We start from the raw sequence: 21,974 nt of genomic DNA, 5'->3' as shown, positions 1-21,974 counted from the left end.
TTGCCTATTTTAGGTTAAATAGATCTAAATTTACTACATACATTTACGGCTTTTTGAGCCAAGCTTGTAATGGTTGAGAAATCTGTTTTTGCTAATAGTTTTTTGTCACATATCCATGAGCCGCCAACTGCTATTATATTCTTACAAGAAAGGTAATTTTGTAAATTAGATTCGTTTATTCCGCCTGTGGGCATGAAACTGACATTAGCAAATGGTGCTGCTAGTGATTTGATTGCTGTTACGCCACCAAAAGTTTCTGCTGGAAAAAATTTAACTGTTTTTAAACCGAGATTTAAAGCTTGCATAATTTCAGTAGGCGTAACGGCACCAGGAATTACGTCAACAGATAATTCTTGTGCGCACTTTACGATATCTTTATTAAGTCCTGGAGAAACGATGAACTTAGCACCAGCTGCAATTACTGACATACATTGTTCTGAATTTATAATCGTTCCAGCACCAACAATCATTTCGGGACAATTATTAGAGACTGATTTAATTGAATCATAAGCTGCATTTGAGCGACATGTAATTTCCATTACGTTAATTCCGCCAGCTAGTAGTGCTCTAGCAAGGGGAAGAGCAGACTCTGCAGAATCTAATACAACTACTGGAACTATACCGACATTATTTAACTGTTGAAGAACAGACATAATACACTCCTATACTTTATGCAAAATAGAATAATGCAAGTATATACTTGGTGATGAGTTTACGCAATGGAAATGAAACAAGGTTTTATATGATGAAACAAATGCGTCCAGATTAAGTAGAAAACAGATTCTTTTAATGAAAAATAACCAAATTATACTTGAATAATATCGTTTGTTTGAGTATAATCAGCAAATATGAAACTTGGTTTTGGAATGTGAAACGTAGTGTGCGATGCTCGATGTTATTGCTTTTACATTTAATTTAAAAGCAGATTGCTGATACATACTTGTAGTTTGTTGTTGAGTCATAAATTCAGCTTTTTGACTGAAGATGTGATAACATCAAAACTTTGTTTGTTATAAATTTAGTTCGGGAGCTGATTATGAGTTATATATCAGATGATTTTTTAATACCTAACAAGTTTGGTCAGAAACTTTATGAGAGTTATGCAAAGAATATGCCAATATTTGATTTCCATTGCCATTTGGATCCGAAAGAGATATATGAAAATCATAAGTACGCTAATCTAACTGAAATTTGGCTTGGAGGCGACCATTATAAATGGCGTGCTATGAGGATAAATGGAGTAGAGGAACGCTATATTACAGGAGATGCTTCTGATTACGAAAAATTTTTAGCCTTTGTAGATACGTTGCAATATGCGGTTGCCAATCCACTTTATCAATGGGCTCATTTGGAACTAAAAAGATATTTTAACATAGACTGCCTTCTAACATCTGAAACAGCTCCAATGGTATGGGAAGTAGCTAATAAAGCACTAGAAAATTTTGGCTCACGAGATTTTATAAGAAAAGCTAATGTTACACATATTGGCACAACAGATGATCCTACTTCTGATTTGAGATATCACAATCTTTTGAAAGATGATAAAAGCTTTGGGGTAAAGGTTTTTCCTTGCTTTCGTGCGGACCTGTCTTTTAAGCCTGAAGCAAAAAATTATTTGAATTGGCTTTCTAAGCTTGAAGGAGTTACAGGTTTAAAGATAGATAATATTAACACTTATATGAGTGCGCTTGAACAGAGGATTATTTATTTTTCAAAACATGGATCAAATTTAGCAGATCACGGATTTGAGGAGTTTACTTATTCGCCATGTGATAGTGAAAAAGCGCAGAATATTTTTGCTAAGTGTATACGCGGTGAGCAGCTTAGCAGGGAGGAATTAATCTGTTTTAAGAGCTTTATAAATTGTGAATTAGCTAAGTTATATACAAAATATAATTGGACAATGCAAATGCATGTCGGTGCCTTGCGAAATAATAATAGTGTTATGTATAAACGACTTGGACCAGACAGTGGCTTTGATTCAATGGGGGATTTTGCCTGTGCTGTTAACTTGAATAGGTTTATGGATGAGCTAAATAGTCAAGATTGTTTGCCTAAAACTATTGTGTATAATCTTAATTCTAACAATAATGACGTGATGGCAAGCCTTATGGGTAATTTCCCTAAAGAGGGTGTTCCAGTTCGTGTTATAACAGGGGCAGCATGGTGGTTCTATGACCAAAAAGATGGCATTGTACAGCAGATTAAATCAATGGCGAACTTAGGCTTATTAGGACGTTTCGTAGGAATGGTAACAGATTCTAGGAGCTTTATGTCATATACTCGTCATGAGTACTTCAGGCGAGTTTTATGTAATTGGCTAGGCATTTTGGTAGAAACTAAGGAAATACCTAATGATGAGCAATTACTAGCTAAAATGATAAAAAATGTCTGTTATAACAATGCAAAAGCTTATTTTTGCGGGGAGGAAAATGAATGCAACTAAAGTTAGATCTTTTAGAACAAATTTTGAATATTGTTGATCGTTCTCCAAAGTTTGATGTTAGAAAATTACGTGCTGAGACAATAAAAGATCCTAAATGGGTAGCGTTTGGTGCTGGTAATATATTTCGAGGATATATTGCACGTATTGCGCAGGATTTGGTGAATTGTTCAGCTTTTGATCGTGGCGTTAATGTCATACAGGGCCGTGATTATGAGATGTTAGATACAGTATATGAACCTAATGACAATTTAGCTGTGTCAGTTACATTAGCAAACGATGGTAATTTCAGTAGTGAGATTATAGCGAATATTGCTGAAGTAGTTAAAATGACTTTGCGCCCAGAACGAGTAAAGGAAATTTTCAGGAAGCCTAGTTTGCAAATAATAAGCTATACAATTACTGAAAAGGGGTATGACATTTACAATTCAAAGGGAGAATTATCGGATGTTGTAAAATCTGCGCTCGATAATGATCCTTGTATCTCTAGTCATGTTATGGTTGCAAGTGTGGGATTTTTATACGAACGCTATTTGGCTAAGTTACCTGTTACTTTGCTTAGCTTAGATAATCTTTCAAAAAATGGATCAATTCTAAAAAAAGCTATTTTGCGTATCGCCGAAGAGTACGTAGCTAGAGGAAAATTAGAAAGAGAATTCTTAGATTATCTTAATGATGATAAATGGGTTACGTATCCATGGACAATGATTGATAAAATTACGCCAGGGCCAGATCCTAATGTTGCTAATTATTTACAAACGATTGGTTTTGAAGATGTTGGACCTTTTAAATTATGTAATGGAGCTATTTGCTCAAAATTCGTAAATTCTGAAGAGGCTGAATATTTAGCAATAGAAGATAAGTTTGCAAACGGACGACCAGATTTCAGCAAGGCAGGAGTGTTTTTAGTTGATAGGGCAACCGTAGAGAAGATTGAAACTATGAAAGTTACAGCTTGCCTAAATCCGTTACACACTACATTAGCTGTCTATGGCTCTTTATTGGGCTATGATAAAATATGGCAGGAAATGAACGATCCTGTGTTGGTAAAGCTAATAAAAAGGCTTGCATATGATGAAGCGTTACCGGTAGTAGAAGATCCTATTGTAATTGATCCTGTAAAATTTGTTGATGAAGTAATTAATAAGCGATTTGCTAATCCTTATTTACCAGATAGTCCGCAACGTATAGCGACAGATACCTCTATGAAGATAAGTATTAGATTCGGGAAAACTATCAATACTTATATCGCGCTGGGAAAAGACGTGACTAAATTACGATATATACCTATTGTATTAGCTGGTTGGTTAAGGTATCTTTTAGCTGTCGATGATAATGGATGTGAATTTACGCCAAGTCCTGATCCTTGCATTGAAGAATTGCAAGAAAGTCTATCGGAGCAAAGTTATGAACGAGCCATTGTTGATGATAAAATAATCGATTTACTTTCAAATGAGAAATATTTTGGTGTGAATCTTAATTCAATAGGTTTAGCTGAAAATGTTTTGCGCTATTTTAGTGAGATGTGTCAGGGAAAAGGTTCTGTACGTCGCACATTGGAAAAGTATACAAAATAGATGTTTACGTTTTATTAATTGAAAGGAGATTTTATGAAATTTACAATAAGATGGTATGGAAATAATGATCCAATTACTTTGCCATTTATAAAACAGATACCTGGGTGCTCAGGTATAATGGGAATGCATGATGAATTTGCCGCTGGTGAGGTGTGGGATAAAGACTTTTTTAAGAAAATGGTTGATAAAGTTCATAACGTTGGACTTGAATATGAGGTTATTGAGTCAATTAATGTTCATGAAGACATTAAATTAGGTCTTCCGACAAGAGATAAATATATAGAAAATTTCAAACAATCTATACGTAATGTTGCAGAATGCGGGGTTAAAGTTGTTATTTACAATTTTATGCCTGTGTTTGATTGGGTTAAAACTGATTTAGCTTATGAATTACCGGATGGTTCAAATACATTATCTTATGACGAGAAGGATTTGATAGGTGTGAGCCCAAGTGACTTTGCTCAGAAAATTTTATCAGGGGCTGGTGACTTGACTTTGCCTGGGTGGGAGCCAGATAGACTTTCTAAACTTAACGATGTTATTGAGCAATATCGCAATGTAACAGAAGAACAACTGTTTGCTAATTACAAATATTTTCTTGAGGCAGTTATTCCAACATGTGAAGAAGTTGGAATTCGTCTAGCAGTCCATCCGGATGATCCAGCTTGGCCTATTTTTGGAATACCTCGTATAACTCATAATTTTGAGCAATTATCAAGAATAGTAAATATGGTAGATTCGCCAAGTAATACTTTATGCTTATGTACGGGATCCATTGGATCAGATCCTAAAAATAATGTGCCTGAAATAGTGGAATATTTTGTTAAGAGAAACAGAATAAGTGCACTTCATGTTAGAAACATAAAATTTGAGGGTGAGCATAAATTTTACGAATCTGCACATAGTACAGATGCTGGTTCGTTAGATATATATTCTATTATGAAGGTGTTGGTGGATAATAATTTTGACGGATATATTAGACCAGATCATGGCAGGATGATTTGGGGAGAAAAGGGTCGTGCAGGGTATGGCTTGTATGACAGAGCTTTGGGGCTTGTATATTTGGATGGATTACGCGAAGCTCTATATAAGACTAAAGACGAAAGATTAAAAGTTAATTAGTTAATTGAAATTTTATTTTAAATGTAGGACTATAGTATGTGGTGATAATTATTATGTTTGACGAAAAGGTGAGTCTAAATGAGTAACGTGCAGTCCCTTGATCGTGCATTATCTATTTTAGAGACTATAGCAGTGCATGAGAAGGGCATTGGAATTTCTGAAATTGGTAAAATTACTAATTTGCATAAAAGCACAGTATATCGTCTTACGAGTTCTTTAGTTGAGAATAATTATGTAGAGCAGTTAGAAGATGGAAGATATCATCTTGGAGTTAAGCTTTACGCGTTAGGAGCGAAGTATTTTGCGAATACAAGATTAGAAGATGTTGCACATCCTTTTTTAGCACAACTAGCCGAAAAGATAGGTGAAGTTGTACATTTAGTAATTAGGAATGGCAATGAGATAGTATATGTTGATAAGAAAAATTCTGACTCAAATACGGCTTTAATGGGCTCTAAAATCGGTAGTACAGCACCTCTTTATTGTACTGCCGTTGGCAAGGCGATATTGTTTAATACCAGCGATAAGGAGATTAAAGCGTTGTGGAGCACAATGAATATTGTTGCGAGGACAAAGAATACAATTTTAACACTTGATGATTTTTTAACTGAAATAGATCTTAGCCGTAAAAGAGGATATGCTTTTGATATAGAAGAAAATGAAGCGGGAATAACTTGTATCGGGGTACCAATATACGATGCCAAACGACATATTTGCGCGGCTATAAGCATTTCCTCTCTGTCTAGTCGTTTGCCAGAGCAAGCGTATCATCGTTATGCGTTGTCACTTTTACGAACGTCCAATGAAATATCGCGAGGGCTTGGCTTAATTTAGATTAAGCATTTAGAATAGTCAATTTCATAGCAATCTTATCATTTGGTAAGATTGCTATTTTTCTTTATTGAATTTTACATTGAACTTAGAATATCTATATTGAATTAATTTTGTGCATAATGACAAGAAAAATCTGCTAATCGACGATTAAGTGAGAAATAATAAACAATTTATTGACACGTTCCAAAATAATTGCTAAGATACGTGCATAAAGCATAACACTTTATCTATAAATAAATAACATATGCGAATGCTGGCTACGGAGGAGCTGTCTATAATGAATCGTTACGGGATTAAAGCTATTTTACTTGATTTTGATGGAACTTTACTTCAAAACGATCAGGTTTTTATTTCACTTAAAAATATCGAAGCAATAAAACGTTGCGTAGATAGTGGGATTATTATTATTCCATCTACAGGAAGAAATGCTGACATGTTTCCTCCGCAAATTGATGAAATAAAGGATATTAGGTATTGGGTAACATCTAATGGTGCGCGCGTAATTGACCGACTTAATGATGAAATTATTTATCAGTTTACTTTTACACCAGATGAGTCTTCAACAATTATGAAACTATTTGAAGGTGAAGGCATTTATTGCGAAATTGCGGCCGAAGGGAAAATATTTTTAGAGGCAGATGTTGCAAGTCATGTTTATGATTTTAAGGTACCTCCGCATCATGTATGGTACGTCGGCGCTAAACGTCCAATTGCACAAGCTAATTTAGCAGAATATTTTTCTAAAAATGGTTATGGAATCGAGAAACTGAATTTTTACGATATTAAACCAGATAGATTTATGTCATTGAAAAAACAAATAGAAGGTTTAGGGTTTGCAAGAATTTTTGGCAGTAAAGCACCAGATATTCAATGCTTTCCATCAAGATTGGACAGAGCGCAGGCCCTTGAAGTCCTATTCGAGAGATTGGGAATCAGTTTTGCAGATGTTATGAGCATTGGCGATAGTGAGTTAGATAGTGATTTACTCAGAAAATCTAAACTAGGTGTAGCTGTTGGAAATGCAAGTGATGAGGTTAAGAAAATATCTGATTATGTTACAGCAAGTAATCAAGATAATGGAGTAGCTTTGGCTATTGAAAAGTTTATTTTAGATTGATAGGTTAATGGATTTGATTCTTAACTAGAGGCGAATATATGTATAAGACATTTGATGATTACCAAGCAAAACATAATTTTTTAATTTGTGTTGATTCCGATGGCTGTATGTTTGATACGATGGAGATAAAGCATAAAGAATGCTTTTGTCCGGCGACAATCCAAACATGGGGATTACAGGCTATTAGTAAGTACGTACGTGAAGTATGGGAATTCGGCAATTTATATTCTATATATCGTGGACAGTCTCGCTTTATAGAATTATGTAAAACATTTTGTTGGCTAAAGCATAGAGCTGATTTGATTGGATATGACTTTCAGTATCCAGATATTGCTTCCTTCGAGGCTTTGGTTTCTAGTGGTAAGACTGTTAATAACAGTGTTTTAGCAGAATTAGGTAAGAGCGATCCGGTTATGCAAAGAGCTTATGAGTGGTCAATTAATTGTAACCAAAGAATAAAAGAAATGGTTTACAATATCCCGCCTTTTCCTTTTGCGAGGGAGTCTTTAGCTAAAGCAAGCCAAAAAGCAGATATTGTGATTGTTTCTGCTACAGCAACTGATGCATTGGAAAGAGAGTGGACAGAACATAATTTGTTGCAATATGTTACTTTGTTATGTGGGCAGGATGCAGGTACAAAGAAAGAGTGTATTAGCCAGTTGAGCAAAGTGTATAATCCTGAAAATATTTTGATGATTGGTGATGCATGGGGAGATAAAGTTGCCGCAATGGCAAGTAAAGCTAATTTTTATCCGATTTGTCCAGGAAAAGAAGTTGATTCGTGGAAATGCTTTTATAACGAAACGTTGAATGTTTTCTTAAATGGTAAATATCTAGATAGCTATTATCAGAATATATTAGTTGATTTTGAAAATGCATTACCTGATGTTTTACCATGGCCAACGATTTAGTAGCTATTAATTTGCAATTTTGTTAATTAGTCAGAAAGTCTAGTTAATAAATAAAAGGGAGGGTTTTATGAAAAAGAACTTAAAGCGAGTCATTTCATCTGGCTTAGCTGTTTTTATGAGTTTTTCATTAGTTGCATGTAATACTGCAACTAATAAGGGGAATGAGAAAGGCCAAACTAAAGGTTCCGAAGCTGCTAATGGTTCGAAGGATAGTTTAGTTTTGTACACATCAACAAGTGCAGCAGAATATGAGTGTGTTGTTGGAGAGTTTAATAAAAAATATCCTAATATAAAAGTTGAAATTGTTAGTGCTGGTACTGGTGAAATGGCAAGCCGTATAAAGGCTGAAAAAGATGCTCCATACGGTGATGTTATGATGGGTGGTGGTGCCACTATATACAATAGTATTAAAGAGTGCTTAGAACCCTATAAGAGTAGCGAACTTGAGAATATTCATAGCGAGTTTATACCAGAAGGTAATTTATACACACCTACATATATTACAGTCAATTCAATTATTGTTAATAAGAAGTTGATAAAAGATTTAGGTGTTGAAGTAGATGGTTGGGCTTCATTACTTGACGAAAAGTTAAAAGGAAAAATAGCTTTTGCTAATCCGGCTGATTCAGGGTCTGCTTTAGAAGCTGTTGTTAATATGTTAGCCGCAATGAAAACAGGTGATGATGTGAACAGTGGATATGATTATGTTAGCAAGTTTGTAGCTAACTTGGATCATAAGTTTTCTTCTGGATCTTCAGGTGCATATAAGTCTGTTGTAGAAGGGGAGTATCCTGTAGGTATTTGTAATGAGGATAAGACTATTTCTTACATGAATCAAGGAGCGGATGTGTATGCTGTTTATCCTAAAGAAGGTGTTACATTACGTACAAGTAATATTGCTTTGATTAAAAATGGTAAAAATTCAGAAAATGCTAAGAAATTTATTGATTTTGTTGTTTCTAAAGAATGCCAATCAATTACTGAAAAAGTTGTAAATACACGTCCAGTGAGAAAAGATGTCGAATTGACAACTAAGGGAAGGCTAAAAACAGAGGAGCTAAAAGCAGTTGCTTATCCTAATGTTAAATCAAAGGAAGTTAAGGCTAAGTTCCAAGCAATTGTTGTAGATGCTAAATGATTAGCATAACTCAACAGCTTATTCCTTATAGGAATAAGCTGTTAGTTTAAGAGAAAGGGTAGATGAATAGATGGCTGTTGCAATTCAGATTAAGGATGTTATGAAAAAATATGAAGACAATGTGGTAATACCAAATTTGTCTTTATCTATCAAAGCAGGTGAATTGTTTACCTTACTTGGACCATCAGGTTGTGGCAAAACGACTTTGCTAAGAATGATAGCGGGCTTTAATACAGTAGAAGATGGAACAATTTCGTTTGATGATAAAGTTATTAATGATTTGCCTGTTTATAAGCGTAACTTTGGCATGGTTTTTCAAAATTATGCTATCTTCCCAAATATGACAGTATATCAGAATATTGAGTATGGTTTAAAGAATAAGAACTTAAGTAAGGAAGAAATCAAAAGCCGTGTTCAAAAAATCATGAAGGTCGTGCAAATTGAACAGTATCAAGATCGTTACCCAAATAAATTGTCTGGAGGTCAGCAACAACGAGTTGCATTAGCAAGAGCTATTGTGGTTAATCCACAAGTATTGCTTATGGATGAGCCATTATCAAATCTTGATGCTAAGTTAAGAGTAGAGATGCGTGAGGCTATTTCTGATATACAAAAGAAGATAGGTATAACTACAGTTTATGTTACACATGATCAAGAGGAAGCTTTATCTGTATCTGATCGTATCGCTGTAATGAAAAAAGGTGTGATTCAACAAGTTGCTAGTCCAACAACGATATATACACGACCATATAACACTTTTGTTGCTAATTTTATTGGTCAGAGTAATAGTTTTGATGCTGAGGTTATTGCTTACGATAATAATGTTGCAACTGTTAAATTAGAAACAGGTTTAGTGACAGAGATTTCTAATGTTGTACAATGCAAAGTTGGCAAAAAAGTTTTGGTGTATGTACGTCCAGAAGAATTCATTATCCGTAATAATTCAGATCAATGTATGCATGCTAAAATTGTTGTTAAGCGCTTCTTAGGCAAGTATATGCAGTATGTTTTAGATGTAGGAATTTCTCATGACATAGAGATGACGATTGATATAAGTTCCTTAGAGCATGTTTATGATGTGGGCGAGGAAATATATTTAGATTTGAAGCGAACGAAGATTAATTTATTTGATCAATCGACACTAACCACTTTAATTTTAGGAGGAGCAAATGAAAAACAAGCTTAGGATTGATTTCTGGACCTTGGTTGGATTGTTTTCGTTGATCTTCTTCGGAATGTTTTTGGTTATACCTATCATTAGAATGATGATTTATGCGTTAACTTCAGCTGAAACTGGTTCTATTTCACTAGATAACTTTGTTAGGTTTATTACGAAGCCGTATTATGTCGGAGCTTTATTAAATAGTGTTAAAGTTGTGACAGCGGCTATGATAATAGTTATTTTGGTTGGTGTTCCATTAGCCTATATAACTACGATGTTCAAAATTAAGGCGAATAAATTGGTCAATATAATCGTCATTATATCTATGTTATCACCTCCTTTCTTAGGCGCTTATTCCTGGATATTGATGTTTGGCCGTTCTGGTGAAGTTACTCAATTCTTGGAAAGAAACTTTGGCATTGGTATGCCTAATATATATGGATTTGGTGGTATTTTACTAGTATTTGTGACGAAGTTATTCCCTTATATCTATATGTATACAAAAGGAGCTTTAAAGAAAATTGATGCTTCACTTGGAGAAGCTGCCGAGAGTTTGGGTTACCATGGCTTACATAAGGTATTTAAAGTTAATTTACCTTTAGTTATGCCAACAATTTTAGCGGGTGCAACGATTGTGTTTTTACGTGCTTTTGCTGACTATGGTACACCACGCTTAATCGGTGAAGGATATATGACGTTACCTGTTATTGTTTATCAAGAGTATGTTAGTGAGACAGGAGCTAATGCATTTTTCGCATCTGCTGTAGCCATGGTAATGATTTTCATAGCAGCGATTGTTTTTGGTATTCAGCAATATATCTCTAATCGAAAAAATTATACTATGAGTACACTTAATCCTCCTCAACCAAAACAATTGAAAGGTATAGCAAATATTTTGGCTCACCTTTATGTTTATACTGTTGCGTTTATTGCTATTTTACCGCAGATCTATATTATTTTTATTTCGTTTAGAAACACAAAGGGTGTTATGTGGGCTGAAGGTTATAGCTTGAATAGTTATATAACAGTTTTTACCAAATCCTTGTTCTCTATTACCAATACATTCAAGTTTGGTATAATCGCTATCATTGTTGTAGTAATTTTAGGAACATTATTTGCTTATCTTACTGTAAGAAAACCAGGAATTTTGTCTAAGATACTTGATACGTTTATCATGTTTCCATACGTTATACCGGGTACAATTTTTGGTTTACTTTTGCTTATGAGTTATAACAAGGGATCGATCGTATTATCAGGAACTGCAACGATAATCATCATCTCTTACATAATTAGAAGAATGCCTTATACCGTGCGATCAAGTGCAGCTATACTAAGACAAATTAATCCTAATATTGACGAGGCATCTGCAAGTTTGGGCTATGGGCCTATGTCCACATTCTTTAATATTACGATGCAGGTAATGATTCCAGGCATAGTTTCTGGTGCGATCTTATCGTGGATTACTATTTTGAATGAATTGTCGTCAACTTTGATGTTGTATACGGGTAAAACACAGACCATGACTGTAACTATTTTTCAAGAAATTAGTAGAGGTGGTTATGGTACAGCGGCTGCTCTTTCAACAATTTTGACCGTGACAATGATTGTTTCCATTTTATTGTTCTTTAGTCTGACAAAATCGGACGATATTAGTTTGTAAAAATATTTATATTTATTGCTTATAGGGAGAATAATTATGAAAAAAGTTATATCTTTAATTTTAACTGCTAGCTTACTGTGCAGTTTAACTGCATGTAGTAAAAGTTCAAGTAGTAGTGAGTTTCCAGATCCGGAAAAAACAATAACATTGATAGTTCCTCAGTCTGCAGGTGGCGGAACTGATACACAGGCTAGAGCTTTAGTAGAAGCTATGAAAGAAGTATCTGGCAAAAGCAATATAATTGTTGAAAATGTGACTGGTGGTTCAACAGGAACTGGTACCAATCAGGTCATTGATTCGGAAGCTGACGGATATACTTTACTTATGTATGGTACATATGTTGCGTGTGGAACAATGACAGGATATACAGAAGGATTTAATAAGTTAGATTATATTGCTGGCTTGAATGTTGAACCATTTGTATTAGCTGTGAATAAGCAATCAAATTATGGAAGCTTAGCGGATTTGATTAAAGCAGCTCAAGAGAAAAAAGGACAACTAACTTTGGGAAATGCTGGCGCTACAGCAACGACAGGTATTGTAGCTTATGGACTTAATAATGTGTTAGATACACCATTTAATGTTGTAGCATTTAATGGCGGAGCGGAACTTATACCTGCTGTATTGGGTGGACATTGTGATGCTGGTATTTTTTCACAATCTGAGGTTATAGCTAATCTTGAGGGATTGAGACCATTAGTATTTTTTGGCAAAGGTCATTCTGTAATTAAAGAATTATCAGATGTACCTAATTTGGCAGAGGCTGGTTATGAAAAGTTGGATATTCCGAGTGGCTGCTTTAGAGGTATTTGTGTACCACAAGGAGTAAATGATAATGTTAAACAGTATTTGGCAGATATTATCGAAAAAGCATATAAGACTGAAAAATTTCAAAAGTTCATGTCTGAGCAAGGTTTACTTGATGAGTTTAGTAAATTAAATGAGTTTAAGTTGTTTAATGATAAATTAGTTGAATCACTGAAGCCAATTATTAAATCAACAGGATTAGCGAAAGGTGTGTACGCTAAATAGAGAGCTAATCATGTGTGTATATTAAGAGGTGTATTGTGAAATTAAAGTTAAGTTTTCCTTTAGTTGCTTGCTTACTGTCTGTTGCATATTTGCTATATGTTATTACCAGTAAGGATACGGTTTTAGCTGCTGATGCTGTAGGCGGAGATCCTGGTGGGAAAATTTTGCCGCTGATTATGGCTATGTTTATGTGTCTTGGCTTTGGCTGGGTTGCTTGGCGGGAACGCATTTCATCTATACAGAATGATGCGTTAACTAGAAAGTATTTTTCTATAACGATTATATCAACTGTACTATATGTGTTTAGCCTAAGGTATATTGGTTTTATTATTTGTACAGCCATGCTACTTTATATTCTTGAACATTTATATACAACATTAGAGCAAACGAATTATAGGCAATTTTTATACGGAATTGTTGCAACGACATTAAGTACATCGGTAGTCTATGTGTTGATGAGAAGTTTGACTAGGCTGATTTTTAGACTGACACGAGTCGGTTGTATCCCTATCATTTTTGCTAATGGCTCGATACAAGCTGTTATTTCGTTGCTATTTGTTTTTGCATTTACTTTAATTGTAAAAGCTACTATATGCAAAATGATTAATAATCGTGGCTATTATGTTGTATCTAAATCATTATTGATTACGTTTACTTGTGTTTTAGTTATTTATGTTGTATTTAAACAGTTCTTTAACGTAAATTTAGCAGTTGGGATTTTGAACTTTTAGGAGTTAAACGATGAATGAATTTGTAGAGGGACTAAACTTAGTTTTACATTTGTCGACATTTTTATGGTGTGCATTTGGATCTGTTTTAGGGATTATTCTTGGCGCACTTCCCGGGTTGACGGCAACAATGGGTATCGCATTGGTCATTCCAATTTCTTACCAGCTGGATACAGCCACAGGAATTGGATTGTTATTGGCAGTTTATTGTGGCGCTGTATGCGGCGCTTCAATACCAGCTGTATTGTTAGGAATTCCTGGCAATCCTAATGCCATCGCTACTGTTGAGGATGGTTTACTAATGACCAAAAAAGGTCTTGCGGGACAGGCTTTGGGTGGAGTAATTATTGCTTCGGTTATAGGTGGATTGGGTTCCGAAATTTTCTTGATTTTCTTTAGTCCATTAGTTGCCAAAATGACACTTGCTTTTGGACCTGCAGAAAAATGTACTTTGTCACTTGTTGGTATCATAATTATTGCAGCTGTTTCAGGCAAGAGTTTGTTAAAAGGTTTGCTTATGGGTGCTGTTGGGTTTGTGCTTGCTTTCTTAGGACCTGATCCTATGTCAGGAGCCTTAAGAATTCCTTTTACTACGCTTTTGAGTAAAACACCTCTTGCTAGTGGCTTGGATATGACTTCTGTATTGATTGGGTTATACGGTGTTAGCCAGGTGTTTTTTGAAATTAAAAATATAGTTAAAAATGAGAAAAAAGAAGTATGTACAGACATAGGTAAAGTCATACCTCCATTTAAGAAAATAACTTCGATGTGGAAAATAATTTTATCTTCATTGGGCATAGGTACATTGATTGGTGCCGTACCTGGGACAGGTGCGTCAATAGCTGTATTTATGAGTAGAAATGCTGCACAGGGAATTTGTGCAAAAAGCAAAGGTAAATTAGATATGCCTGGTACAGGATGTCTTGAGGGAGTGTTCGCACCTGAAGTTGCCAATAACGCCGTTACAGGTGGTGCGCTAATACCAGCTCTTAGCTTGGGTATACCAGGCGATTCTGCCACAGCTGTCCTTATTGGTGCTTTGTTAATAAACGGTGTTACCCCTGGTTTCTCTTTGTTTTCACAAAATATGCCGCTTGTTTATTCCATTTTTGTTACTTTGTTAATATCTAATATTTTTATGGGCGTTTTTCAATTTGCAGGAATAAGAATATATCCAAAGGTATTATTGATTTCTCAGAGCGTATTGATGCCAATTGTATTGATTCTTTCTTTTGTGGGACCATATGCATTAGCTGGTTCATCAGTATCTAAAGGAGTTTATTTCCTAGGAACATCATTGGTTATGGGTATTTTTGGCTATTATTTGAAAATTAATGACTATCCAATTGCACCAATAGTTTTAGGCTTGATTTTAGGAAAGATGTTTGAAGAACAATTTAGAAAAGGTATTAAATTAGGCGGCGGTACATTTGAAAGATTTTATACTTCACCGATATGTATGCTTTTTATAGCACTTGTTATTTTTGTAATAGTTTCAACTGCCATAAAAAATAGAAAGGCTAAAAAATGCTGAAGTATAAATTTCTAGGTGTTAATAATTCGCTTCAAGAAGTAAAAAGCGGCAATACCTCATTGCTAATCGGTTCTGATGGAACACATTTGCTTATAGATACATCTGTAAATATAGCTGAAGCTGTAGATTTTGATGTGGATGCTGTATTGTTTACGCACGAACATATTGATCATCTTTATGCTCTTCCTTCTTTATTACATCAAATGTGGTTAATGAAGAGAAAGCGACAGTTGAATATTTATTGCCATATAGGCATGAATGAAATTGTAAATAATTTGATTGATATTTTTGGTATTAGAGGTAAAAAAGACATATTTCCAATTGCCATTAATAATGATGATGAATTAAAAATAGGAGACATATTTGTTGAAGCAGTAAAGAGCAATCATACTGAATACTCGCGTTCCTATGTCTTTAGATATGCTGGTAAGAAACTAGTATATACTTCTGATACAAGACCATTTGCATATGCTCCTCAGAGTTTTATGGATGCGGATGTATTGATTCATGAAGCAGGTGGGACAGATCTCGAGCGTGAAAAACTTATTGATGGCGGACATTCGACAGCTGGGGATGCCGCCACCTTGGCTAAAAAAACAAATGCCAAAAAATTATTATTGTGTCATTTACCAGTAGGAGATAATGTGAAGCTCCATATTAAAAAAACAGCAATTAAAATTTTTAAGGATACAAATTTAGCAGATGTAAATTCATGGGTATGTTTGTGATTTGTTTCTATTTAGGTAACTTGTTTTCTGGGTCTCGTTTATGCCAAGCCTTGCTAGCGTGAGCGAGGCTTTTTTGCGATTACGAGTTCTTTGTGTATTAGAGTTAGCGTGTATAGGCCATGGACGTATACGGATTAGAAATTTTGTTGACATCTTTTGCGATGTACGTCGATGTCGAATTTTTGATTATGAGATAAAACTTAGTTATCATACTTACTGAAGATGTTTTTTTAGATTATACTTAACCGAAGAGTTATAGCTATACATAAGTATGTATATTCTGATCTTAAAGAAAGCAACACGAGGTAAAAAATCTAGTTTTGGTTGTAGATGATGAAAGTGATATTTTGCATCTTATTTTTCGTGCCTTACGAAATGAGGGATATGATACGATCGGGGCAGAAACTGCTGAAGAAGCGTTAGTGCAATTTAATAACAATCCAGTAGATATCGTGCTGCTTGATCTTATGCTACCTGACAAGAGCGGATATGATGTATTAGAGCAATTGAAAACAATCAATCCAACTTTGCCTGTCATAATCTTGACGGCTTTAGATACACGTCTTAATAAAATAAGCGGATTGAATTAGGGGCAGATGATTACGTCACAAAGCCTTTTGATGCTAAAGAGTTGGCCTCAAGAGTTAAGGCACGATGTACCGTAAAGCAACACAAAAAATGATTTGTTGTCAGATAGTATATATGTCCAAATCAGAAGCAAGATTATTAGCGGTGCTTGGCCGATTGGTATGCGGCTGAATGAAAAGAAGATTGCTGATGACTTGTTTGTGTCGCGCACGCCAGTTCACCGTGCCTTGCAAGCTATTTATGATGAAGGCTTGCTTGACTATAGCAAAAATTGGGGCTATTTCATCAAGGTTGTGACGAAAGAAGATATTCAAGAAATTTTCAAAATCAGAATTGCTTTGGAATCATTAGCTGCTTGTGAGGCGGCAGCCAAAATGACAGAAGCTGATTTTGCTGAATTGGATAAGATTAATTCTGATGCTTTGGCCGCTATTCAAAATAATCCGAATGATTATCATCAGCTTTACAAATTATCAAGCAAATTTAATGCCAGAATTAATCAATTCTGCGCTATGCCGAGGCTTAGATTGCTACAGGATGGGATTCAGGAATACTTGCAACATTTTAGAACAATGTCTTTTGAACAAAATTCTGAGCGCCGTGAATTAGCTGTGCGTGAGCATCAGGCGATTGTAAGTGCGATGCGTAGCCGTGATAATACTTTGATTTATAGCCGTGTAAAGGAACATTTACAACATGCTTCTGAATATATTATGAGTTTTGTGCCAGATAGGGGGCATCAAATTTGAGTAGATCTTATTTCAGTCAGTTATTTAAACAATACACAAATGTAAATCCTATGGAATATATAACTAATTTGCGTATGGAAAAAGCTAGGGAGTTGTTATTGGGAACTGACTGGCTAATTAAAGATATTGCGAAGGAAGTTGGTTATGCAAATGCGCTTTATTTTTCGCGCGTTTTTAAGCAAACATTTAATGTAAGTCCTCAAGTATTTAGGCAGAGAAACATAGTTTGAATTGGTTTTATTTAATTAAATTAGAAAATAAAAATGGCGCCGAACCAGCGCCCACTGGATGAACCAGTTGTTTACGGATATACCTTATTTTAATTCGGTATATAGTTTTGAATAGGACTAAAGTATTTTGATTTGCTTTAGGTTACCAATAGTGTAACATATAATCATAACTATTACTAGTTAGGAGTTGTGAGTATGGCAAAAAAAGATTACACGATTGGTTTAGATATCGGCACGAATTCAGTTGGCTGGGCGATAATTGATGATAATTTAAAATTATTAAAGCGTAATATGACAATTAAGGGAAATACAGATAAGAAATCTGTTAAACGTGATCTTTGGGGTAGCTTATTGTATAGTGGTAACTCAGATAAGACTACATCAGCAGCCGATGCTAGAAGTAAACGTGGACTTAGACGAAGACTTAGACGGAGAAAATATAGACTAGATAGGTTAAAGCAAATTTTTTCTGAAATAATTAATGATAAAGCACCAAATTTCTTTGATAAGCTGAATGAGAGCTTTTTAAACCCTAAGGACAAGAAGTACGGTAAATATCAGATATTCGATACTGAGAAGGAAGAAAAAGATTATTATCGTAGATATCCGACTATTTATCATTTGCGTAAAGATTTGATTGAATCATCAAAGAAACAGGATATTCGTTTAGTTTATTTAGCATTAGCACACATATTAAAGAGTAGAGGAAACTTTTTATTTGAAGGCAATATTGATGACCTAAAAAATGATTTTGCAGGTATTTATGAAGAGGTCGTTGAATTATGTATGACTATTAACGCTGAAGATGTTGATTTGGAATTTGAAGAAGTAGACAAACAAAGTCTTAATAGCATTATAAAAAATGAAGATATTTCTGAAATTGAGCAAGGACTAGAGAACTTTGCCGATGAACATGTCATATTTAAAGAGCAAAATAAAAAGAAAAATGATTTGTTCAGCAATTGTTGTAAGATAATTTGCGGACATACTGTTAAAGCTAATAAATTTGCTTCGGAGTTAGATTCTGAATTATTTATTTCCTTTAAGAGTGATGATTACGTGGATGTTATTGATGTTATTCAGTCTGGCAATGAAAATATTGCTAATTTGCTACTTGCGTGTCGTAAAGCATATGACTATATCATGTTTAATAGATTAGTTGATCTTAATATAGATAGTCCAGCAAAATTATCCAGTAATATGGTTAGTTTGTACAATCAACACGAAAAAGATCTTAAAGCATATAAAAAATTGATTAAAGAGTTCAATAAGTTTAAGCGCTCTAATGGTTGTAAAGATTTAGAAATGATAATACTTACAGCGGATGATATTGATTCTTTTAGAAAGAAAGTAGATAAAAAAGAAGGCAAGTTGAATGGGATAAATAAAAAAATAACGCATGAGCAAGCTTTGAAGAAGCAACTAAAGGACATGAAAAAGATTCTAGAGGATAAAAATACAGAGGCTGAAGATAAGCAAATAAACGATATTTTGAAAATGATAACATCCATAGAAGAAAGAGTGAATAAATCTTGCTTCCTTAAGAATTTAAGGTCAACTGATAATGCAAGTATTCCTAATCAAATTCAGAGACAAGAAATGGAAGCAATTTTGGACAAACAGGCTAAATTTTATCCTTTTCTTAATGAGCATAAAGATGAATTGCTGCAATTGTTAAGTTTCCGTATACCTTATTATGTAGGACCGCTTGTTAATAAAAAGTACAGTAGATTTGCATGGCTTGTACGAAAAGAAGGTCAAGTACAAAAAATTACGCCAACCAATTTTGACGGAGTAGTTGATAAACATAAAACAGCTGAAAAATTTATGGAACGGTTGATTGGTAAGGACGTTTACTTACCCAATGAGCGTGTACTACCCAAAGCTAGTTTATTGTATCAAGAATATTGTATTTTTAACGAACTGACCAAAGTTGCATATATAGATTCAACAGGTAAAAAAAACAATTTTTCATCAGAAGAGAAGTTAAACATATTTGAAAAGCTGTTTAAAACCAAAAGAGAAGTAACGAAAACAGATTTATGTAAATGCCTAAATAATGTATGTAAATTAAAAGAGAAAGTGAAAGAAACTGAAATTATAGGTATAAAAGCTAAATTTAATGCAAAATATTCAACATATCATGATCTTAAAAAGATTAATGGCATGGAGCAATTAATTGCTGACGAAGAAGGAAAACCGTTGTGTGAAGATATAATAAGCATTTTGACAATTTTTGAAGATAAGGATATTCGCTTGGTACGATTAAAAGAACTATTGTGTCAAAACAAAGATTTGATAAATAAGTTCTCACTTTCTGCTGAGAAATTGGCTAAGGTGTTAAGTACTAAGCATTATAAAGGCTTTGGTAATGTTTCAGCTAAATTGATTAACGGTATTCGTGATAAAAATTGTAAGACTATTTTGGATTATTTGATTGAAGATGATAAGGAAGCTTATTACGGTCGAAATAATCCCAATCGTAATCTAATGCAACTTGTTAATGATTCACGTTTGGCATTTAAAGGGCAAATTGATCGTGAACAGAATACACATTTGGAAGACCTATCACTAGATGAATTCTTAGATGATTTATATGTTAGTCCGAGCATAAGACGTGGCATCCGTTTGACAATTAGATTAGTTGATGAATTAGTCGAGATAATGGGATATCTACCTAAAAATATTGTCATTGAAATGCCAAGGGAAGATGGTGAAAAGGGAAAAATTGCAGATACAAGATATTCGAAATTGGAGAAAATGTTAAAAAAAGATGCTGCTCTAGAAGATTTATATAGAGTGTTGAAGACATACGAAAAAAATAAAAAAGCATTGGCAAATGATGCTCTTTACCTTTATTTTTTACAGAACGGCAGGGATATGTATACTGGCAAGGAAATAAACTTGTCAGAGCTCCATTCGTATGATATTGATCATATTATTCCTAAGAGTTTCAAATATGATGATTCACTAGACAATAAAGTATTGACGGCTAAAAAAATGAATATGGATAAGCGAACTGGTGCGCTAGATCATAATATCATTGAAAATCAGTGCGGATTTTGGCGTGTATTATTGCAACAAGATAAAATAAGTTTGGAGAAATATACCAATTTGATGAAAACTGAATTTACAGAAGCTGACAAAGCAGGCTTTATTATGCGTCAATTAGTTGAAACAAGACAAATTACAAAATTTGTAGCTCGATATTTGGATAATAAGTTTAATGGGTTAATTTCTGATCCAAATGATAAAGTAAATATACTTTTACCACGTGCCAGTTTATGTCATCAATTCCGCGAAACATTCGGCTTTTATAAGGTTCGTGAGCTTAATGATATGCACCATGCTCATGATGCGTACTTAAATGCAGTTATTGCAAATACGTTAAATAAAAATGCCTATCTGAGTGATTTGCTAAAATATGGAGCTTATAGTAAGTATAAGAAAAACGGTTTTAACAACAGTAATGGTATTATGGATTACTTTGGAAATACGCAGTTTAATTGTTTGTTTGTAGTTGAACGGACACTAGATAAGTGCCGCGTAAATATAGTTAAACATCCAGAAACTGCAAGTGGTGAATTTTATAATGAAACAATTCAAAAGAATAAGGTAAATGGCGGAAGTAGTACTAGATCGCTTAAATCATCGGTAAAAGTCTTGCAAAATACTGAACAGTACGGAGGATTTACTAATGTAAATAATGCGTATTTCATATTATTTGATTATAAAGCTAAGAGTAAATTAAAACGCAAGTTAATTGGAGTACCAATTGTTGATAGACAGAAATTTGAACAAGATCCAGTTACATATCTTGAAGCTAAGGGCTTCGATGAACCTAAGTTGGTACAAAAGTTACTTAAATATACTTTACTTGAATATGAAGATGGAAAGCGTAGATATCTTACAGGCGTGACAGGAAAAAGGTGTGAACTTGTAAGAGCAAATCAGTTGCTTTTACCTAGGAATATGATGGCTTTACTTCATCATTTACAGGAATGGCAGAAACACGATTTTGGTATAAAAGAAATGACTAAAGTTATCAAAAATACGAATAATATAGAAGCAAAGTTTGATAAATTATTTGAGCATATGATGAAATTTATAGATAAATATTCTGAGCCGCCAAAAATTGTTAGCTCTAAAATTAGCGAAGAATATCATAAATTACGGGAGAGTTTATGCCAAGATGATAATAAAATAAAAATTTATGCTGAGATTGGCAAAGCTTTATTGAGCTTATTACATTTAGTGGATTCTAAATCTGCTTGCGTATTTAAGTTTAGTGGGCTAGAAATAAATCGCATAAGATACCAAAGTATAAATGAGAAAAAGGAGCCTGTTATTATTTTCCAGTCATTAAGCGGATTGCGTGAAAGTAGGTACAAATATAATCAATAATTAAATGGGTGAGTATT

The 21,974-nt window shown here is 34.1% G+C and carries 18 protein-coding genes; 17 read left to right on the top strand and 1 reads right to left on the bottom strand.

All coding sequences use genetic code 11. From position 1 onward, the window contains the following. Window positions 1-14: 14 nt before the first annotated feature. Window positions 15-653: a bifunctional 4-hydroxy-2-oxoglutarate aldolase/2-dehydro-3-deoxy-phosphogluconate aldolase gene (eda, locus tag PYS62_RS05990; protein WP_082714240.1), complete on the bottom strand. Its 639-nt coding sequence runs from the start codon at window positions 651-653 to the stop codon at window positions 15-17. 383 nt (window positions 654-1,036) lie between these two features. Here eda and uxaC point away from each other — a divergent pair, with 383 nt between their 5' ends. The 17 genes from uxaC (at window position 1,037) to cas9 (ending at window position 21,957) form a co-directional block, all read left to right on the top strand. After that, complete coding sequence (gene uxaC, locus PYS62_RS05985; RefSeq protein ID WP_066712201.1) at window positions 1,037-2,446, top strand: glucuronate isomerase; 1,410 nt, start codon at window positions 1,037-1,039, stop codon at window positions 2,444-2,446. Further along, complete coding sequence (locus tag PYS62_RS05980; RefSeq protein ID WP_066712203.1) at window positions 2,437-4,020, top strand: mannitol dehydrogenase family protein; 1,584 nt, start codon at window positions 2,437-2,439, stop codon at window positions 4,018-4,020. The genes uxaC and PYS62_RS05980 overlap by 10 nt, the downstream gene beginning before the upstream one ends. Before the next feature lie 33 nt (window positions 4,021-4,053). After that, a complete protein-coding gene (locus tag PYS62_RS05975; protein WP_066712205.1) occupies window positions 4,054-5,142 on the top strand; it encodes a mannonate dehydratase in 1,089 nt (362 codons plus the stop codon). Window positions 5,143-5,220: 78 nt separating this feature from the next. After that, on the top strand, window positions 5,221-5,976 hold the full coding sequence (locus PYS62_RS05970; protein WP_066712207.1) for an IclR family transcriptional regulator: 756 nt from the start codon (window positions 5,221-5,223) through the stop codon (window positions 5,974-5,976). A 277-nt stretch (window positions 5,977-6,253) separates the two neighbouring features. After that, entirely contained in the window at window positions 6,254-7,093 is an 840-nt protein-coding gene (locus PYS62_RS05965; RefSeq protein ID WP_066712209.1) for an HAD family hydrolase, read from the top strand. A 38-nt stretch (window positions 7,094-7,131) separates the two neighbouring features. Continuing rightward, window positions 7,132-8,004 (top strand): HAD family hydrolase, encoded by an 873-nt coding sequence (locus PYS62_RS05960; protein WP_066712212.1) that lies wholly within the window; start codon window positions 7,132-7,134, stop codon window positions 8,002-8,004. Window positions 8,005-8,071: 67 nt separating this feature from the next. After that, window positions 8,072-9,142 carry an extracellular solute-binding protein gene (locus tag PYS62_RS05955; protein WP_066712215.1) on the top strand — a complete coding sequence of 357 codons (1,071 nt, stop codon included), beginning with the start codon at window positions 8,072-8,074 and terminating at the stop codon, window positions 9,140-9,142. A gap of 70 nt (window positions 9,143-9,212) precedes the next feature. Next, window positions 9,213-10,328: an ABC transporter ATP-binding protein gene (locus tag PYS62_RS05950; RefSeq protein WP_066712218.1), complete on the top strand. Its 1,116-nt coding sequence runs from the start codon at window positions 9,213-9,215 to the stop codon at window positions 10,326-10,328. Next, the gene (locus PYS62_RS05945) at window positions 10,312-11,964 is read left to right on the top strand and encodes an ABC transporter permease (protein ID WP_066712221.1); all 1,653 of its coding nucleotides are present in this window, start codon (window positions 10,312-10,314) and stop codon (window positions 11,962-11,964) included. The genes PYS62_RS05950 and PYS62_RS05945 overlap by 17 nt, the downstream gene beginning before the upstream one ends. A 36-nt stretch (window positions 11,965-12,000) precedes the next feature. Further along, window positions 12,001-12,996: a Bug family tripartite tricarboxylate transporter substrate binding protein gene (locus PYS62_RS05940; protein ID WP_066712225.1), complete on the top strand. Its 996-nt coding sequence runs from the start codon at window positions 12,001-12,003 to the stop codon at window positions 12,994-12,996. Between the two features lie 35 nt (window positions 12,997-13,031). Continuing rightward, window positions 13,032-13,727 (top strand): tripartite tricarboxylate transporter TctB family protein, encoded by a 696-nt coding sequence (locus PYS62_RS05935; RefSeq protein WP_066712228.1) that lies wholly within the window; start codon window positions 13,032-13,034, stop codon window positions 13,725-13,727. 10 nt (window positions 13,728-13,737) lie between these two features. Next, complete coding sequence (locus PYS62_RS05930; protein ID WP_066712230.1) at window positions 13,738-15,258, top strand: tripartite tricarboxylate transporter permease; 1,521 nt, start codon at window positions 13,738-13,740, stop codon at window positions 15,256-15,258. Further along, window positions 15,252-15,986 (top strand): MBL fold metallo-hydrolase, encoded by a 735-nt coding sequence (locus tag PYS62_RS05925; protein ID WP_066712232.1) that lies wholly within the window; start codon window positions 15,252-15,254, stop codon window positions 15,984-15,986. Before PYS62_RS05930 ends, PYS62_RS05925 begins: the two co-directional genes overlap by 7 nt. A 320-nt stretch (window positions 15,987-16,306) precedes the next feature. Then, complete coding sequence (locus tag PYS62_RS05920; RefSeq protein WP_066712234.1) at window positions 16,307-16,576, top strand: response regulator; 270 nt, start codon at window positions 16,307-16,309, stop codon at window positions 16,574-16,576. Between the two features lie 96 nt (window positions 16,577-16,672). After that, window positions 16,673-17,323 (top strand): GntR family transcriptional regulator, encoded by a 651-nt coding sequence (locus tag PYS62_RS05915; protein ID WP_315574173.1) that lies wholly within the window; start codon window positions 16,673-16,675, stop codon window positions 17,321-17,323. Further along, window positions 17,320-17,553 carry a helix-turn-helix transcriptional regulator gene (locus PYS62_RS05910; RefSeq protein ID WP_066713973.1) on the top strand — a complete coding sequence of 78 codons (234 nt, stop codon included), beginning with the start codon at window positions 17,320-17,322 and terminating at the stop codon, window positions 17,551-17,553. Before PYS62_RS05915 ends, PYS62_RS05910 begins: the two co-directional genes overlap by 4 nt. A gap of 195 nt (window positions 17,554-17,748) precedes the next feature. Beyond that, window positions 17,749-21,957: a type II CRISPR RNA-guided endonuclease Cas9 gene (gene cas9 / locus PYS62_RS05905; protein ID WP_066713970.1), complete on the top strand. Its 4,209-nt coding sequence runs from the start codon at window positions 17,749-17,751 to the stop codon at window positions 21,955-21,957. Window positions 21,958-21,974 lie beyond the last annotated feature (17 nt).

Origin of the sequence: Amygdalobacter nucleatus (assembly GCF_029167365.1) — a bacterium.
GTDB classification, from domain to species: Bacteria; Bacillota; Clostridia; order Saccharofermentanales; family Fastidiosipilaceae; genus Amygdalobacter; species Amygdalobacter nucleatus.
The sequence above is the reverse complement of the archived record's forward strand: the minus strand, read 5'-3'. Positions and strand labels throughout refer to the sequence as shown.

Excerpts from the sequence above, each read along its gene's own strand:
- PYS62_RS05975 (WP_066712205.1), top strand. The coding sequence starts at position 4,054 with ATGAAATTTACAATAAGATGGTATGGAAATAATGATCCAATTACTTTG.
- PYS62_RS05955 (WP_066712215.1), top strand. The coding sequence starts at position 8,072 with ATGAAAAAGAACTTAAAGCGAGTCATTTCATCTGGCTTAGCTGTTTTT.
- cas9 (WP_066713970.1), top strand. The coding sequence starts at position 17,749 with ATGGCAAAAAAAGATTACACGATTGGTTTAGATATCGGCACGAATTCA.
- PYS62_RS05970 (WP_066712207.1), top strand. The coding sequence starts at position 5,221 with ATGAGTAACGTGCAGTCCCTTGATCGTGCATTATCTATTTTAGAGACT.
- eda (WP_082714240.1), bottom strand. The coding sequence starts at position 653 with ATGTCTGTTCTTCAACAGTTAAATAATGTCGGTATAGTTCCAGTAGTT.
- PYS62_RS05950 (WP_066712218.1), top strand. The coding sequence starts at position 9,213 with ATGGCTGTTGCAATTCAGATTAAGGATGTTATGAAAAAATATGAAGAC.
- PYS62_RS05930 (WP_066712230.1), top strand. The coding sequence starts at position 13,738 with ATGAATGAATTTGTAGAGGGACTAAACTTAGTTTTACATTTGTCGACA.
- PYS62_RS05925 (WP_066712232.1), top strand. The coding sequence starts at position 15,252 with ATGCTGAAGTATAAATTTCTAGGTGTTAATAATTCGCTTCAAGAAGTA.
- PYS62_RS05980 (WP_066712203.1), top strand. The coding sequence starts at position 2,437 with ATGCAACTAAAGTTAGATCTTTTAGAACAAATTTTGAATATTGTTGAT.
- PYS62_RS05945 (WP_066712221.1), top strand. The coding sequence starts at position 10,312 with ATGAAAAACAAGCTTAGGATTGATTTCTGGACCTTGGTTGGATTGTTT.
- PYS62_RS05965 (WP_066712209.1), top strand. The coding sequence starts at position 6,254 with ATGAATCGTTACGGGATTAAAGCTATTTTACTTGATTTTGATGGAACT.
- PYS62_RS05960 (WP_066712212.1), top strand. The coding sequence starts at position 7,132 with ATGTATAAGACATTTGATGATTACCAAGCAAAACATAATTTTTTAATT.
- PYS62_RS05940 (WP_066712225.1), top strand. The coding sequence starts at position 12,001 with ATGAAAAAAGTTATATCTTTAATTTTAACTGCTAGCTTACTGTGCAGT.
- uxaC (WP_066712201.1), top strand. The coding sequence starts at position 1,037 with ATGAGTTATATATCAGATGATTTTTTAATACCTAACAAGTTTGGTCAG.